The sequence below is a fragment of the Baekduia sp. Peel2402 genome, assembly GCF_052567285.1.
The window spans coordinates 447,644-463,836 of sequence record NZ_CP199582.1 but is presented as its reverse complement, the minus strand read 5'-3'; the positions used below and the strand labels follow the sequence as shown (position 1 = coordinate 463,836).

The following is a 16,193-nucleotide window of genomic DNA, read 5'->3' as shown; positions in this document are numbered from 1 at the left end:
GCACCTGGCGACGATCGAGGCAGAGCGCTGAGCGCTCCGCGTGTCGTCATCGACGCCCGCGCGGCTGCGCGGCCAGAGCTCGGTGGGGTGGAGCGGTGGGCGCGGGAGCTGAGCGCGCGGCTTCCCGTTCTCGCGCCGGCGCGCTACGTCGTCGCGCGGCCGCCGGGCGCGTTCGCGCACCGGGCGGGGCACGCGTGGGAGCAGCTCGTGCTGCCGGTCAGCGCGCGGCGGGCGGCGGCGATCCTCTGCCCGGCGAACCTCGCGCCGCTGGCGGGGCGACGCAATGTGGTGGTCTTGCACGACGTCGCGCCACTGCGTGAACCGGGCTGGTACAGCGACCTGTACGTGAAGTGGCAGCGGGCTGTGCTCCCGCAGATCGCCAAGCGTGCGGCGAAGGTGATCGCGCCCTCGGCGTTCTCGAAGGCCGAGGTGGTGGAGTTGCTCGGCGTGCCCGATTCGCGTGTCGCGGTCGTGCCGGGTGGGGTGGACGCGCGGTTCACGCCATCTGCGGACGCCGCGGGCGCCCGTCGCGCGCTCGGGCTAGAAGACAAGGACTATGTTTTGACCGTGGCGAGCCGAACCGCGCGCAAGAACCTCAACGTGCTCGACCTCGCGGCGCGCCGGCTGGCCGCGCGCGGCGTCGCGCTGGTCGCTGCCGGCGGCGACCGCCCGCAGTTCCGCGACGACGCGCCGACCGCGGGCGTCCGCACGCTCGGCCACGTCGACGACGCGCTGCTGCCGGGGTTGTACGCGGGCGCCGCCGCGTTCGTGCTGCCGTCGCTCTACGAGGGCTTCGGCCTGACCGCGCTGGAGGCGCTGGCCGCGGGCGTCCCGGTTGTCGCCGCCGACCGCGGCGCGCTGCCCGAGGTCTGCGGCGACGCCGCGCAGCTCGTTGATCCGACCGACGCCGAGGCGGTCGCCGCCGCGCTGGAGCGCGCGCTGGACGATCGGGAGGCGTGGCGCGCCGCCGGCCCGCCGCAGGCCGCGCCGCTCACGTGGGACGCGACCGCGCGCGGCGTGGACGCCGTGCTGAGCGAGGTGCTCGCGTGAGCGCGCGCGTTATCTCGTTGCGCGTCGGCGCCGCCAAGCCCGTCCTGCCCTTCCGCGGGCACATGGTCGAGTCCGGCATCTACAAGGATCCAGTCGACGGCCGCCTCGCGCTGACCGTCGATGGCCTGCCCGGCGACGAGCAGGCCGACCTCACCGTCCACGGCGGTCCTGACAAGGCCGTCTGCGCCTATCCGTCCGAGCACTTTCCGTACTGGCGCGACGCGATCCACCCCGAGATCGATGACGGCGCCTTCGGCGAGAACGTCACGCTCACCGGCCTCACCGAGCACGACGCCCACATCGGCGACACCTACACCTTGGGCGATGACGGCGCCGTCGTCCAGGTCAGCCAGCCACGCGGCCCCTGCTACAAGGTCGGCGTCCGCTGGTCCTCCAAGACGCTCGTCCGCCTCATGGGCGAGGAGCTGAAGGCCGGGTTCTACTTCCGCGTCCTACACCCCGGCACCATCGGCCTCGGCGACACCCTCACCCTCACCGACCGCGTCTCCGACGTCACCGTCGCCGAAGTCCTCCGCGTTACCTACCGCGACCGCCACGACGCCGACGCCATGCGCCACGTCCACGCTGTCCCTGAGCTCGCCGAGCAGTGGCGCCTGGCGCTCGACTACCTGCTCACCCGCGCCTAGCCGTCCAGCGTCTTGACAAACAGGACGCGGTGGAAGCCGCTCTGCGTTTCGCGCCCGGTCTCGGTGTAGCCCAACCTGGGGTACATGACCAAGTTGTCGGCCATGGCGGCGTTGGTGTGCAGGCGGACCTCGGCGAAGCCGCGGCGGCGCGCCTCGTACTCGGCGAACTCCAGCAGCGCGCGACCGAGGCCATGGCCTTGAAACGCGGGCGCGACCGCGACGTTGTTGACGACGAGGTGGTCGCCGTTGTCCACCAACACGATCGAGGACGCCAGCGCGCCGGAGCCCTCGTCGGCGTCGCGCACGTACTGCTCGCCGGCGGCGATGCGCGCCGCGTGGTCGTCGTCCATCGGCATGGGCCGCTGGCCGACGGCCTCGATGTGGCGGGAGAACGCGGCCTCGACCAGCGCGCCGACGGCGCCGGCCTCGTCCGGTCGCGCCCGCCGCATGCTCACGACGCGGCGCTCGCGAACCGCACGACGCCGTCGTCCTCGACCTCGCGCACCTCGCCGCGCTCCAGCAGCAAGTCGACGTGCCCGAGGACCTCGCTCAACGTGAGGAAGGCCTGCGTGACCGCGACGTTGCCCCACATCTGCTGGGCGATCTCGAACGCGGACTTCGGCTCGCCGGCGATGATCCCCGCGATCTTCGTGACGCGCCGCTCGTGGCCGGCGAGGCGCTCGTCGATCAGCGTGCGGTGGTCGTCGATCGGCTCGCCGTGGCCCGGCAGGACCTGGCGCAGCTCCATCTCGCGCGTCGCGCGCAGCGACTCGAGGTAGGTGATGAGCGCGCGCGGGCGCGGCGCATCCGCCGGGGCGTCGAGGTCCAGCGGCCGCGAGATCAGCGGGTTGGACGAGATGTGCTTGATGAGGTGGTCGCCGGCCATCAGGTCGCCGGTGGTTGCGTCGAAGAACACGGTGTCCGACGGCGAGTGCCCCGGGCGGTGCAGGATCTCCCACGTGCGACCGGCGAAGCCGAGCGTCGATCCGGCGGCCAGCGGCGTCGTTACCTGCACCGGCGAGCCCCAGGCGCGGAAGGAGCTCGAGACGGCCCGCAGCGCGACGACGACGTCGCCCGGGATCCCGTTGCGCCGCATCAGGTCTGAGGCGAAGTTGTCGTCCTCTTCCATCGCGCTGCCGTAGCGCGCCAGCCACGGCGCCAGCGCGTCCAGCGCGCAGACCTCAGCGCTCGAGCGCTCGGCCAGGATCTGCGCCAACCCGATGTGGTCGATGTGCTGGTGGGTGAGGACGATCCGCTCCAAGTCCTCGATCTTGCGTCCGTGCTCGGCGAGCGCGGCCTCCAACGTCGTCAGCGACGTACCGGAGTTCGGCCCCGCGTCGACCAGCGTCAGGGGGTCGTCCTCGACCAGATACGTGTTGACCCGCCCGACCGCGAACGGCGTCGGGATGGGGAGGACCTTGATGCTGTCGTCAGCGCTCACGCGCGGATCCGGCCCAGCACCTCGTCGCGCTTGGCCTCCATGTCGGCCTCGCTGACCAACGACTCCAGCGTGAGCCGCAGCAGCGGCTCGGTGTTCGACGGGCGCACGTTGAAGTGCCAGTCCTCGAAGTCGATCGAGACGCCGTCGACGTGCGTGACCGTCGCGCCGGGCTGGCTGCCGTAGTGCTCCTCCAGCTCCTTCATCTTGGCGGCGCCGTCGTTGACCTCGCTGTTGATCTCACCCGAGATGAAGTACTTGGCCTTGTAGGGCTCCAACAACTCGGACATCTTCTTGCCCTCGACGCTGAGCTTCTCCAGGACCAACAGCGCCGGGAGCGTCCCGGAGTCGGCGTTGTAGAAGTCGTGGAAGTAGTAATGGCCTGAGACCTCGCCTCCGAAGATCGCGCCCTCGTCGCGCATGCGCGTCTTGAAGAACGCGTGGCCGACGCGGTTGATGTGCGGCGTGCCGCCGGCGGCCGTGACGGTGTCCGGCACCGCCCGGGAGGCGCGCGCGTCGTAGAGCACGTCGGCGCCCGGGGTCTTGGCCAGCAGGTGCTCGGCGAGGATCGCGGTGAGGAAGTCGCCGTCCACGAAGCGACCGGTGTCGTCGATGAAGAAGCAGCGGTCGGCGTCGCCGTCCCAGGCGATCCCGAGGTCGGCGCCCTCGCTGACCACCTTGTCGATGATGAACTGGCGGTTCTCCTCCAACAACGGGTTGGGCTCGTGGTCGGGGAAGTTGCCGTCGGGCGTGAAGTAGGTCTCGACCAGGTCGAGGCCGAGGCCGCGCAGGACCGGGCCCGCCATCGGGCCGGCCATGCCGTTGCCGCCGTCCACGACGACCTTCAAGGGCTTCACGTTGGTCGGTTCGATCGCCTTCAGCGCGGCGACCTGGAAGTCCTCGTAGAGGTCGACCTCCTCGACCTCGCCCGGCGTCGCGGCCGGCTCGCCGAACGCGTCCTCCTGGACGAGCTTACGGATGTCCTGGATCCCCTCGTCGCCGCTCAGCGCGATCGCGCCGCGCTTGACGAGCTTGGCGCCCGTGTAGGCCTTCGGGTTGTGCGAGGCGGTGCACATCAGGCCGCCGTCGAGGTCGCGCGACCCGACCAGCCAGTACAACATCTCGGTCCCGACCTGGCCGGCGTCGATCACCGTCGCGCCTTCCGCGACCATCCCAGCGCGGTAGCGCGCGGCCATGTCCGGAGCGCTGAGCCGCATGTCGCGCCCGAGCCCGAGCCGCAGCTCCGTCGTGTCCTTGCCCTCCAGCTGCGCGATCACCCGCGCGAACGCGCGCCCGATCAGCTCGGCCGCCTCCGGCCCCAGCTGATCGCCGTGGATGCCGCGGATGTCGTAGGCCTTGAAGATCTCAGAGGGGACGTTCATCGCCTGGAATCCTAGTCGGCGACCACGTCACCGCGTGGCCGCGCCGTGTCAGGCAGAGTTCCCGCGCGTGACGGACCCGATGCCCCCGGTGGCGATCCTGTGCGGTGGCCGCGGCGCCCGGTTGCAGGAGCACACCGGCACGATTCCCAAGCCGCTGGTGGAGATCGGCGGACTGCCGATCGTCTGGCACGTGATCCGCCTGTACGCGCAGGCGGGCTTCCGGGAGTTCGTGTTGCTGACCGGCTACCTCGGCGAGCAGATCACGGCGTTCGTGGACGGGCACGAGTGGCCGGCGGACGTGCGCGTGCGGTGCGTCGACACCGGGCTGGACACGCCGACCGGCGGGCGGCTGCACGCGGCGGCGTCGCTGTTGGAGGGCGGGACGTTCTGCGCCACCTACGCCGACGGCGTCGCAGACGTCGACCTGCGCGCGCTGATCGCCTTCCACGCCGAGCACGACGGCGCGGCGACGATGACAGTCGTGCGGCCGGAGTTGCAGTTCGGGGTCACGGAGCTCGGCGGCGCCGGGGATCGCGTCACCGGCTTCCGCGAGAAGCCCCGTAGCGAGCACTGGGTCAACGGCGGGTTCTTCGTCTTCGACGCGCCGGTCCTGGAGCGCCTCGCGCCCGAGCACGTGCTGGAGCGCGAGCCGCTGGAGGGCCTGGCGGCGGACGGGGAGCTGCGGGCCTATCGCCACGACGGGTTTTGGGACTGCATGGACACCTACAAGGACGCGGTCCTTCTGAACGACCTCTGGGCGAGCGGCGCGCCGCCGTGGAGGACGTGGGCGTGAGCGGAAGCGGCGCCGGCCCGGCCACCGCGTTGGTCACCGGCGGAACCGGCGTCATCGGGCGCGCTTTGGTGGCCGCGCTGCGGGCTCGGGGCGATCGCGTGATCGTGCTCGCGCGTGGCCCGGAAGCCGACGTCCGCGGCGACGTCGCCGACGCGGGGCTGGTCGCGCGGGCTTTGGAGGGCGTCGACGTGGTCTTCCACCTGGCCGGTGACGCGCTCGGCGGCGGGGCGGTCAACGTCGACGGAACCCGCGCGGTGGTCAGCGCGGCGGCCGCGTCCGGATCGGGCGGCGCGCGCGTCGTCGTCGGTGGCACGCTGGCGGTCTACGGCCCCGCCGACGGCGCGCTGAGCGAGGACACCCCGTTCGCGCCCGTCTCGCCCTACGCGATTACCAACGCGCGCGCTGATGAGCTGGCCCGCGAGCACGGCGCGATCGTCGCGCGCCTGACCAACGTCTACGGCCCCGGCGACCGCCACGCCACGCGACTGATCCCCGAGCTGGTCGCCGCCGCCCGCGAGCAGCGCGCGCCACGCCTGCGCTCCGACGGTACGCCGCGCCGCGACTTCCTGCACGCCGACGACGCGGCCCGCGCGCTCATCGCGCTCGCGCTTGCGGACACCTCTGCCGCCACGCCCGGCGAGGCCTACAACATCGGCTCGGGCGTGCCGGTGTCCGTGCGCGAGGTGGTCGAGACGCTCGAGGCGATCACCGCGCGTCCGTTGCACGCGGTCTACGAGTCAGGACCGGAGGACGGCACGACGCGCGTCGCTGACATCACCAAGGTGACCGCGGCGACCGGGTGGCGCGCGATGATCCCGCTGGCTAACGGCCTGCGGGCGTTGTTGTAGGGCTCCGTCGCGCTGCCGCCGCTAGGCGACGCTGCGCCGCCGCGGCCGCCACGTCGCGCGCGACGTGTGCAGCTGCGGCACCAGCAGGCGGGCGCGGTCACTCGGCTCGCGCGCCCAGCGCTCGAACTGCGCCGCGGGCATCGGGCGCGCCAGGCCGAAGCCCTGCGCCACGTCGCAGCCCAGCTCGGCCAGGCGCTGCCAGACCTGCGGGGTCTCGACGCCCTCGGCCACGACCCGCAGCCCGAGCGCGCGGCCGAGGCCGACGACCGAGCCGACGATCGCCGCGTCCTGCGGGTCCTCGACCATCCCGAGGACGAACGAGCGATCCAGCTTCAGCTCGTCCGCGGGCACGTTCTTCAGCTGCTCCAGCGAGGACTGGCCGGTGCCGAAGTCGTCGACCGAGATCTCGACGCCGGAGGCCTTGATCCGGTTGAGGATCGCGATCGCCCGCGAAGTGTCGCGCATGACCGCGTCCTCGGTGACCTCGACGCAGAGGTTCTCCGGCGTCAGCGCGTGGCGCGCCAGGGTCTCGGCGATCCGGTCCGGCAGCGTCGCGTCGACGAGGACGATCGCGGAGACGTTGACCGCCACGTGGATGTCCAGCCCGGACCGGCGCCACGCCGCCGCCTGGGCGACCGCGGCTTCCAGGACCCAGAGCGTCAGCTGCGGCATTAGGCCGGTGCGCTCAGCGATGGGGAGCAGGACCCCGGGCGGGACGTCGCCTCTTTGAGGGTGCTTCCAGCGGATCAGCGCCTCGGCGCCGGAGATCCGGCCCGTGGCGATGTCGACCTGCGGCTGGAACGCCAGCCACAGCTCGTCGCGGTGGAAGGCGTTGCGCAGGTCGGTGGCCAGCGCGAGGCGGTCAAGCGAGTGGTCGTCGTGCTCGGCCATGTAGCCGGCGACGACCGTGCCCAGACGCTTGGCGTCGTACATCGCGACGTCGGCGCGGCGGGCCAGCTCGTGCGAGTCGTATGCGTCCTGCGGGAAGTGCGCGATGCCGACCGAGGCGTTGACCGCCACGTCGACGCCCTCGATCCCGACCGGCGCGTGCAGCGCGGCGCCGATGAGGTCAGCGACGGCGCGGGCGTCAAAGCCTTCAGGGACGATCGCGGCGAACTCGTCGCCACCAAGGCGCGCGAGGGTGCCCGGGACGACCGACTCCAACCGCCGCGAGATCGCGATCAGCAGCTCATCGCCGGCGGCGTGGCCGAGCGTGTCGTTGAGCTCCTTGAAGCCGTCGAGGTCGAGCTGGAGGAGCGCGAAGCGGCGCGATGAGCGCTCGCCGGCGGCGGTCAGGACCTCGAGCTCGCGGAACAGCGCGCGGCGGTTCGGGAGGCCGGTGAGGTCGTCGGTGAGAGCTTCGCGTCTGTGAAGCGCGAGCGACCTGACCTCACGGAGCGTCCACACCAGCCGCGCGAGCGCGGAGGCGAACGTGGCCGCCGCGAGGATGATCGCGGCGGTCGGCATCCGGTCGAAGTGGTCGACGACCAGGACGGCGGCCGCGAGCGTCGCGATCGACGCCGGCGACGTCAGCTCCCACCAGCCGCCGACGGGCAGCATGCGGCCTGGAGCAGGACGGGCCCATGATGCTGTTGCCAGCAGAAGCAGCCCGAGCGACCAGCAGACGCCCATCGCGGCGGAGGCGTCGTGGTGGCCGCCGGTCAGGGAAACCACGCGCAAGGTGTCGGCTGCCAGGGTGAAGGTGAGGCCTGCGGCAAGGACGAGGCCTTGCGGCGACGGCCGGCCGATCATCAGCAGCGTGCCGAACAGGATCCCGAGCAGCGCCAGATCCGCCGCCGGGTATGCGACGTTGACCATCAACGTGAAGTCGTTGAGGCCGGTCAGGTCGTCCAAGAAGACGGCAGCGATGTAGGTCGCCGAGGCCAGCCCGATGAGCAGCCCATCGAGCCAGAACGACTTATGCGCGTTGCCGAGATAGTGGCGCGAGATGACGACCAGCGCCGCGTACCACGGCGGGTAGGCGAGCAGCCACAGCAGATCCGGAAGCCCTGCGTGGTTGACGTGGTTGCCCTCGATCGCCGACACGATCCCGCCGAGCAGCGTCGCCGTGAGCCCGGCGGCGAGCAGGATCCAGAGCAGCCGATCGCCCTTGGACCAGAGCACCCGCGCGAACGTCAATCCCGCTGCCACGAACGCCGTTGCCAGCGGCAGCACCTGCGTACCGATCGTGGGGGAGGCCAGGCGTACACCGGCCAAAACCATGAGATCCGCCGCCGCCAGGGCGATGGCGGCACCGACCAGCACGTTGAACAGCCGAGCCCTACGGCCTGTAAGCCGCTGAGACAGCCGTGGTGCTGATGTCGCCGGAATCCGATTCATCCCCCCATTGGGTGATCGGCCGGTGAGCGGTTTTCTTCAACCGCGATTGCGCCAGGACGGACATTGGGTGTGCGGGAGCCGCGAGACACGGTTCTGTGACGGTCAGCAGTACGACGTTCGTGTTGCCGGATCGGCAAGATCCGGCAGGGAGCGCGCACCACGATTGCGATATCCGGTGTGGGTTACTCAGCGATTACTAAACAAGAGCGTATATGGAAATAGGCGTCTCACGCGTTGAAACCGCGCAACGCACCGCCTAGCACAGGAACGGCGTTCGGGCGAACCCGCTCGTTGCCGGCTGGCATGTCCTGTCACTTTGGCTCTGGAGGGCCTGTGCCGCACGCGGTGTGATCCTCGCGGCTCGCAAACCCGCCGGATGCTTCATCGGAAGGGCGTTGCGAGCGGTCTGCACGTCTGACCGCGGTGGAGGGGGAAGACGCACGACCTCGTAGCGAGGGTCCTGCGCAGCGACGCGCCCGTCGTTCTGCGGCGCCTACCTGGCGTCGCACTCTCAAACCCAAATCAGGAGATCATCATCATGAGCAGGATCTCTCGCCTCGTCGTCCTTGTGGCGTCGGTGGCAGCAGTGGTCAGTGCTATGGCCGGAACGGCCAGCGCGGTGACGTGGCATGTCACTAGCAGCGGGTCGTTCGACGCTACGGCGCCGGCCGGGACGCTGTCTTCGACTGGCCTTAACCTCTCGTGCAATACGTCGACTGCCAGGGGCTCATACACCGCTGGCTCGTTCGTCACCCCGATCTACACGGGCATTACGGGCTCGGTCACTTTTAGCGACTGCGGCGCCACGGGTACGGAAACCACCTGTGCATTCGTGTTCACTGCGACCGCGCAGCCCACCGTGACTACGGTCACGACTGGGGACCTTGACGTGACTTGTGGCCTGACTCTTGCTTCGAGCGGCGAGAAGCTGTGCCACATCGAAGGATCGCTTCACACGATCTACACCGACAACCCCGGAGCTACGGCGGATACGCTGACTACCACTACTACGAGTAATTTGAGGGTCACTGGTTCGACTTGCCCGGCCGGCAACAATGACACTGCGGTCCTGAGCCATCTGCGGTTCACGTTCACGGGCTCGGGCCTCGGTCCGCACATCATTCGCACTGCGTGATCGTCCATCCCGCGTAGAAGCGCTTGGAGTCGCGTAACTCTACCGTTGGCGGCCCATCTCATCAGAGGTGGGCCGCCTGGCAACCTGAATTCTATAAGCATTAGTAGTAGATTTATTTTAGTAACAAGGGGAGCTGACTTGCTGCAAAATAATTCTCTGAGGAAACAGGGTTGACTCTAGAAATCATCGGTGTGTAGTGTCGCCCTTCCGCGTCCGGTGCCTAAGTCGACGCGGCGCTGATTTTCACGAAGGAAAAGGGTCGAATGATGCGCAGTGCTGTGGACGCAGCGGTGCGCGCCCGCTTGGTTTTGGTAGTGGGCGTTGCGCTGTCGCTGTCGTGTGGATTCGTGTCCGTCGCCCGGGGAGCGACCGTCATCGACTCCTATGGGTACCTGACCTCGTTCGGGGGCGGAGACCAGCAGTTCGACGCCAAGCACAGCGGAGTCGCGGTCGGGCAATCGACCGGCAACATCTTCCTGGCGATTCAGGGCGTGCTTCAGGGCGGCAGTTCGGTTGCGGTGTACGCACCGGACGCAGGACTAGGCGGCACGTCCCTCACCTCGGTGTCCACGTCGCTGTACCCGCAGGATGTCGCAGCGGACCCGGTCGACGGCTCCCTCTACGTGTCCGCAAACGGCATCGGGGGCGCCGGGTTCGAGAAGCACATCTCCGACGGTGCGCCGACGCCCGCCTATTCCCTCGATCCAACCTTCGCGCCTTCCCTTCTGTCCCCGGCCCCGAGGGCGCTGGCGGTCGATCCGGTCACTCGCGACCTGCTGGTCGCCGACCAAGGCACGGGGCTGGTCGAGCGGCTCTCGGCCAACGATGGGTCGCTTCTCTCGTCCTTCGGAGGCGCTGGCGGCGCGTTCCAGGACCTGGGCGCCATCGCGGCCGGACCGACCGGCACGATCTATGTCATCGACAACGCTCAAGTTGGGCAGTTCTCCTCGACGGGCACACCACTGGGAACGCTGTCGCTCGCGAACGGAAGCCAACCGGTCGGCGCGGCGGTCAACCCGCAGAGTGGGGACGTTGTAGTCGCGATTAACCGACAGGGCCAGACCTATCTCCAGGGCTTTGACGCAGGCGGGACGGAGCAGTTCTTGACGCGCTTCCCGACCGCGCAGGCCGTGCAGGGCGTCGCGTGGGATGGCGGCAGCGATCGCATCTACGTGGTCGACGGCAATGCCAACGCGAGCACCTTTGTCCCGGCCGATCAGCCTGGTGTGGACGCTCCTTCCCTGTCCACCGTCACCGCCACCGGCGTGCACGCCACGGCAGAGATCGCGGCGGCCGGCCAGTCGACGTCGGCGTGGTTCGAGTACTGCCCGGCGACGGCGGCGTGTGGCGACTACCCCGTGTCGAATCCCATCGATCCTGGGAATCCGTGGATCCGGGTGGCCAGCCACGACAACCTGACCGGCACGGTGACGATCGAGGACGACGTGCCGGCCGGAGCGAACAACTCCTGGCGCATCCGTGTCGCGGCGCAGGCTACGGACGTCAACGGCGTCGTCACCGAGAACACGGCGGCGGCGGTGTCCTTCGACAGCCCCCTCGCGCCACCACGCGCCGATACCGGCGCCGCGGCGGCGATCACCACCAGCTCAGCCGAGCTGACCGGCACAATCGACACCTACGGCGGGCAGACGACCTACCACTTCGAGTATGGGACGACCACGGGGTACGGCAGCCGTGTCCCCGTTGACGGGGAGGCTCCGGCTGGGACGAGCCGCACACCGCGCGCGGTGAGCCGTCCGATCACGGGCCTAGCACCCGGCACGACCTACCACTACCGGCTCGTGGTCCGCAACGCGGCCGGCATGACCGAAGGGCCCGACCGCACGTTCACGACGGTTGCGGCGAATCCGCCGGCACGCGGTTATGAGCAGGTAACCCCGGTCGACAAGAAGGGCGGCGTGGTGAACAGCCTGTTCGGCTTCCAGGTCGCCGCCGACGGGTCCGCTGCGAGCTACAACCTGCTCGCCGCGCCGACGGACGCCCCGAGCGTGCTGGTCAACGCGCGGTACCTGAGCCGCAGAGGGTCCTCGGACTGGCTGCGCTGGACCTCCACCGATCCGCCGCTCAGCGTGCCACGCGCGATCGTCGGCGTGTCCGCGCATGCCATCTCGTCGGACTTCGACCATGCGCTGGTGGTCAGCAACCGGGCACTGGCTCCGGGCGCGACGGATGGCGGGGGCAACTACTACGTTGCCGACCTGCGCACCGGCGCCTACACCCTGGTTGGCACGGCTCGGGGCTCGAGCGCGTATGTGGCCATGGCCGGCCTGCAGACCGAGAACCAGTTCATGGCCGGGGCGCCGGACTTCAGCTGGATCGTCTTCATCTCCCCGAGAAGCCTCCTCCCGGGCGCGCCCGGGACCGCGATGTACCGCTGGTCACGCACCGGCGGGCTCACGCTGGAGAGCTCGCCCAACGCGTCCATCGTTCGGCCCAACGCGGGGGGCGAGCTGACGTCGCGGTTCGTCTCCGACGACGGCAACGTCATGTTCTATGACAATGCCGACGGCGATGGCGCGGTCTACCGCCACGACCTGAACGGTGCTACGACCCCGGTCTCCGTCGCGGAAGCCGGCGGTGACGACCTACCGGGCACCCTGGTGGAGGCCAAGCTCGACGGCATTAGCCGCGATGGGCGCTATGCGATCATCCGCACGGAGCGGCGGCTGACGGCCGACAACCCACCGACCGTCCACAACGCGTGGCTGTACCGCGTCGACACGCAGTCCGGAGACGTCGAGCTCATCGGTCAAGCGATCAACACGGGTTCGGGCTCTGTCTACGGGGTTGGCGACGACGCGAACACCGTGCTTTTCCGTGATGACAGCGGCAGCTCGCAGTCGTGGCGCGACGGGGTGTCGCACACGTTCACGCCCTCGGCGTTGGATACCGGCAACGGCTTCGGCCTTCGGCGCTTCGCCAGCCCCAACGGCCGGTACCTAGCCTACGTCGACCCGCCGACGGGGGCGGTGCACTTCTATGACGCCGAAGCCCAGAACGACGTGTGCGTCTCGTGCCTGCCCGACGGCAGCGGCGGCGGGCGCGACAGAGGCCTCCCCGGAGCGGTAAGGACAGTCAGCAACCGCATCCCGCAGGTGGTCAACGACCGGGGGCTGATGTTCTTCGACACCGCCGCGCGGCTGGTCCCGGCCGACCACAACGGGTCACGTGACGTGTACGCGTATCAGGACGGCCAGTTGCGACTGATCAGCCCGGGCGACGGCAACTTCGCTGCGCGGTTCGCCGATGCGACGCCGGACGGGAGCGACGTGTTCTTCACGACCGTTCAGTCGCTCGTCGGTCAGGACACGGACGAGTCCATCGACGTCTACGACGCTCGCATCGGCGGTGGCTTCCCCGGTCAGTCGCCGTCGGCGACGGGTGAGTGCGCCGGGAACGAGTGCGCGGAGGCGGCATCGGGGCCGGTGGAGAGCCCACCGGTCGTCGCCCCACCCAGCCCTGGAGGGCCACCGAAGGCAAAGCCTTCGCAGCCCCGCGTCCGTCTCACGGTCGTGAAGGTGACCGTCGGATCGCGGTCCCTGCGCATCAGCTTCCGCGTTACCCAATACGGGCGAGTACAGGTCAGCGGCTCGCGTGTCGTCAAGACGGTGCGCAACGTGGCCAAGACGGGGTCCTACTCGATCACGGTCCCGCTGACCCAGAAGGCGCGCTCGCTGAAGTCGGCCCACCGGAAGTTCAAGGTGTCGGTGAAGGTCACGCTCACAGGTGACTGGGGCTCCTCTTCCGCCAAGTTCTCCCGGGCCCTCGGCAAGTAGGTGATGGCCATGACTCGCAAGATCGCCATGATGGTGTCGCTGGTCAGCCTGATGCTCGCGCAGGTCGCGACCGCTCAGGCCGACTTCCGATTTGAGCGCGTTGGGGTCTCTCTGACCGGTGCGGACGGGCAGTTCACCCGGCAGGCCGGAGCGCATCCCGACTTCACGTTCTCAATCGCGGTGCCGTCCGATCCCAGCCCGGTCATCGGCGGTGAGCCGGCTCCGGCGGGCCCGACGGAGGCGGTCCATTCGGTCGACCTCGACCTGCCTCCCGGGTTCGTCGGCGACCCCACGGGAGTCGCTACGTGTGACCCCGTCGACCTGGCCAACCCAGGAAATGGGGGGGCGCAGTGCCCGGTCGCCTCCCAGCTCGGGATCGTCCATGCCATCACCGCTGGCGCGAACTTGGCCGAGGAGCACATGGTGGGCATCTACAACATCGCCCACGGGCCTGACGTGCCGGCGCGCTTCGGCTTTAACGTCCTCGGCGTGGTCAACATCATCGACGCGCGGGTCCGGCCCGGCGACTACGGGATCTCCTCCGGCAGTCTCGCGCTGCCCCAAGCGGAGGCGCTCGTCAGCGCGGACATCACCTTTTGGGGCGTTCCGGCCGATCCACGCCACGACGCGCAGCGCGGCGGGGCCACCGAAGCCCTGCGCGTACCGTTCCTAAGCGCTCCGACCTCGTGCTCGTCGACGCCTGCGTCCTTCACCGCCCGTGGCGACACATGGGAGCACCTCGGCGTCTTCGACACGCGCGCCCTGACCACCGACATCGAAGGAACGCCGCTGGCCTTCGAGGGCTGCGATCGCCTCGCGTTCGCCCCCTCAATCGACGTGCTCCCCCTGTCGAAGGTCGCCGACGCGCCCACGGGTCTCACCGTTGACCTCAAGGTGCCTCAGAGCGACGACCCCGATGGCCTGGCGTCGGCCCACGTTCGCAAGGTCGTCATGACTTTCCCGCAGGGCATGTCGGTCTCGCCGTCCTCGGCCGCCGGCCTCGGCGCCTGCGCACCCGCCCAGATCGGCCTCGGCACCAACGACCCGCCAGCCTGCCCGAACTCCTCCAAGCTCGGCAAGGTCACGATCGACACGCCGTTGCTCGACGAACCCCTCATCGGCGACGTCATCCTCGCCACGCAGAACGACAACCCGTTCCGCTCGCTGATCGCGATGTACCTCGCGGTCAAGGGCCCGGGGTTCTACGTCAAGCTGCCGGGCAAGGTCGACCTCGACCCGTCGACGGGTCAGCTGACGGCGACGTTCGACAACACGCCGCAGCTGCCGTTCTCGCGCATGCGCGTGGAGTTCCCCGGCGGTTCCAACGCATCGCTGGCGACGCCGCCGCGTTGCGGCAACTACACGACGCACGTCGAGCTCACGTCGTGGGCCTCGTCTACGCCGGTGTCCCTCGACTCGCCGATGACGATCGACGAGGGATGCGCCGCCAAGCCGTTCGCCCCGTCGTTCACCGCAGGATCGGCGAACCCGGCCGCCGGCCAGTTCTCGCCGTTCATCTTCACCCTCACCCGCTCCGACGGGATGCCGTACCTGCAGCGCGTCGAGACGTCGCTGCCGACCGGCATGCTCGCCGACATCGCCTCGGTGCCGCAGTGCGCGCCGGCCCCGGCCAACGCCGGGTCCTGCCCCGCAGCAAGCCGGATCGGGACGGTGACGGCTCTCTCAGGCCCGGGGGCGACGCCGCTGTCGCTGACCGGCGGCGTGTATCTGACCGGTCCCTACAACGGCGCGCCGTTCGGCCTGTCGATTGCCGTGCCGACCGCCGGCCAGGCTGGGCCGTTTGACCTCGGGGTCGTCACGGTCCGTGCGGGCATTTACGTCGATCGCACGGACGCGCACGTCACGGTGAAGTCCGATCCGCTGCCGACGATCATCCAGGGCATCCCGCTGCGCATGCGGCAGATCCGTCTGGCGATCGACCGGCCGAAGTTCTTCATGAACCCGACCGGGTGCAAGCAGCGGTCGATCTTCGGCAGCTTCGGCGCCCTCGGTGGCGCGACCAGCGACCAGAAGGTCGCGTTCGAGCCCGTCGGCTGCGGTGACCTCGACCTCCGCGAGAAGTTCAAGTTCAAGCTGCGCGGCAGCAAGTCCACCAAGGACGGCACGTCGCCATCGCTCGAAGCCTCGGTAGCCCAGTCGCCAGGCGGGACGAACCTGGCGAAGGTGGAGGCGAAGCTGCCGCTCGCGCTCGTCCTCGAGCCCAAGAACGCTCAGGCGCTCTGCAAGCCTGAGCAGGCGGCGGTGTACAACTGCCCGAAGACCTCGATCGTCGGCCAGGCGTCCGCCCGCTCGGTGCTCCCGCACGAGCTGAAGGGCCCGGTCTACTTCGTCGAAGGCCGTCGCAAGACCAAGACGGGCAGGACCGTCGCGACGTTGCCCAACCTCTGGATCCCGCTCTCGGGCGACGGCGTGACGATCGACGTCCGAGCCAGCTCGCAGGTGGACTCGATCGATCGTCTGGTGACGACGTTCAACGCCCTCCCGGACGCGCCGATCAAGTCCTTCAAGTTGAAGATCAACGGCGGAAAGCACGGCATCCTGGTGGTCGTGGGCAAGTCGACCTGCAGCCGCGACATGAAGTTCGCGCTGCGGCTCACCGGCCAGAACGGCGTCGTCGAGACCCAGTCTGCGAAGCCCACGATCGACGGCTGCAAGAAGGCCAAGGCCAAGACCAAGAAGACCAAGAAGAAGCGGTAGCGCCGGCGGGAAGGCAAAAGGGAAGGGGAGAGGCGTCGAGCGTCG

10 protein-coding genes are annotated in these 16,193 nt (G+C 69.5%); 6 read left to right on the top strand and 4 right to left on the bottom strand.

All coding sequences use genetic code 11. The features are described from left to right. Positions 1-87: 87 nt before the first annotated feature. Positions 88-1,050, top strand: a complete 963-nt coding sequence (locus tag ACT01A_RS02305) for a glycosyltransferase family 4 protein (RefSeq protein ID WP_445150626.1) — start codon at positions 88-90, stop codon at positions 1,048-1,050. Further along, positions 1,047-1,697 (top strand): MOSC domain-containing protein, encoded by a 651-nt coding sequence (locus tag ACT01A_RS02300; protein WP_445150625.1) that lies wholly within the window; start codon positions 1,047-1,049, stop codon positions 1,695-1,697. The genes ACT01A_RS02305 and ACT01A_RS02300 overlap by 4 nt, the downstream gene beginning before the upstream one ends. Here the strand turns inward: ACT01A_RS02300 and ACT01A_RS02295 are convergent. The 3 genes from ACT01A_RS02295 to ACT01A_RS02285 are packed head-to-tail and all read right to left on the bottom strand — an operon-like array spanning position 1,694 to position 4,517. Further along, a complete protein-coding gene (locus ACT01A_RS02295) occupies positions 1,694-2,146 on the bottom strand; it encodes a GNAT family N-acetyltransferase (protein ID WP_445152787.1) in 453 nt (150 codons plus the stop codon). The two genes, ACT01A_RS02300 and ACT01A_RS02295, sit on opposite strands and share 4 nt — an antisense overlap. A gap of 2 nt (positions 2,147-2,148) precedes the next feature. After that, on the bottom strand, positions 2,149-3,138 hold the full coding sequence (locus ACT01A_RS02290; protein WP_445150624.1) for an MBL fold metallo-hydrolase: 990 nt from the start codon (positions 3,136-3,138) through the stop codon (positions 2,149-2,151). Then, the gene (locus tag ACT01A_RS02285; protein WP_445150623.1) at positions 3,135-4,517 is read right to left on the bottom strand and encodes a phosphomannomutase/phosphoglucomutase; all 1,383 of its coding nucleotides are present in this window, start codon (positions 4,515-4,517) and stop codon (positions 3,135-3,137) included. Before ACT01A_RS02285 ends, ACT01A_RS02290 begins: the two co-directional genes overlap by 4 nt. Before the next feature lie 67 nt (positions 4,518-4,584). Here ACT01A_RS02285 and ACT01A_RS02280 point away from each other — a divergent pair, with 67 nt between their 5' ends. After that, positions 4,585-5,310 carry a sugar phosphate nucleotidyltransferase gene (locus ACT01A_RS02280; protein ID WP_445150622.1) on the top strand — a complete coding sequence of 242 codons (726 nt, stop codon included), beginning with the start codon at positions 4,585-4,587 and terminating at the stop codon, positions 5,308-5,310. After that, on the top strand, positions 5,307-6,158 hold the full coding sequence (locus ACT01A_RS02275; RefSeq protein ID WP_445150621.1) for an NAD-dependent epimerase/dehydratase family protein: 852 nt from the start codon (positions 5,307-5,309) through the stop codon (positions 6,156-6,158). Before ACT01A_RS02280 ends, ACT01A_RS02275 begins: the two co-directional genes overlap by 4 nt. A gap of 21 nt (positions 6,159-6,179) precedes the next feature. Here the strand turns inward: ACT01A_RS02275 and ACT01A_RS02270 are convergent, their stop codons facing one another. Beyond that, a complete protein-coding gene (locus ACT01A_RS02270; RefSeq protein WP_445150620.1) occupies positions 6,180-8,423 on the bottom strand; it encodes a putative bifunctional diguanylate cyclase/phosphodiesterase in 2,244 nt (747 codons plus the stop codon). Between the two features lie 1,488 nt (positions 8,424-9,911). Here ACT01A_RS02270 and ACT01A_RS02265 point away from each other — a divergent pair. Together ACT01A_RS02265 and ACT01A_RS02260 are read left to right on the top strand one after the other, a co-directional pair. After that, positions 9,912-13,430 (top strand): hypothetical protein, encoded by a 3,519-nt coding sequence (locus tag ACT01A_RS02265; protein WP_445150619.1) that lies wholly within the window; start codon positions 9,912-9,914, stop codon positions 13,428-13,430. A 9-nt stretch (positions 13,431-13,439) separates the two neighbouring features. Continuing rightward, entirely contained in the window at positions 13,440-16,148 is a 2,709-nt protein-coding gene (locus tag ACT01A_RS02260; protein WP_445150618.1) for a hypothetical protein, read from the top strand. Positions 16,149-16,193: the final 45 nt, after the last annotated feature.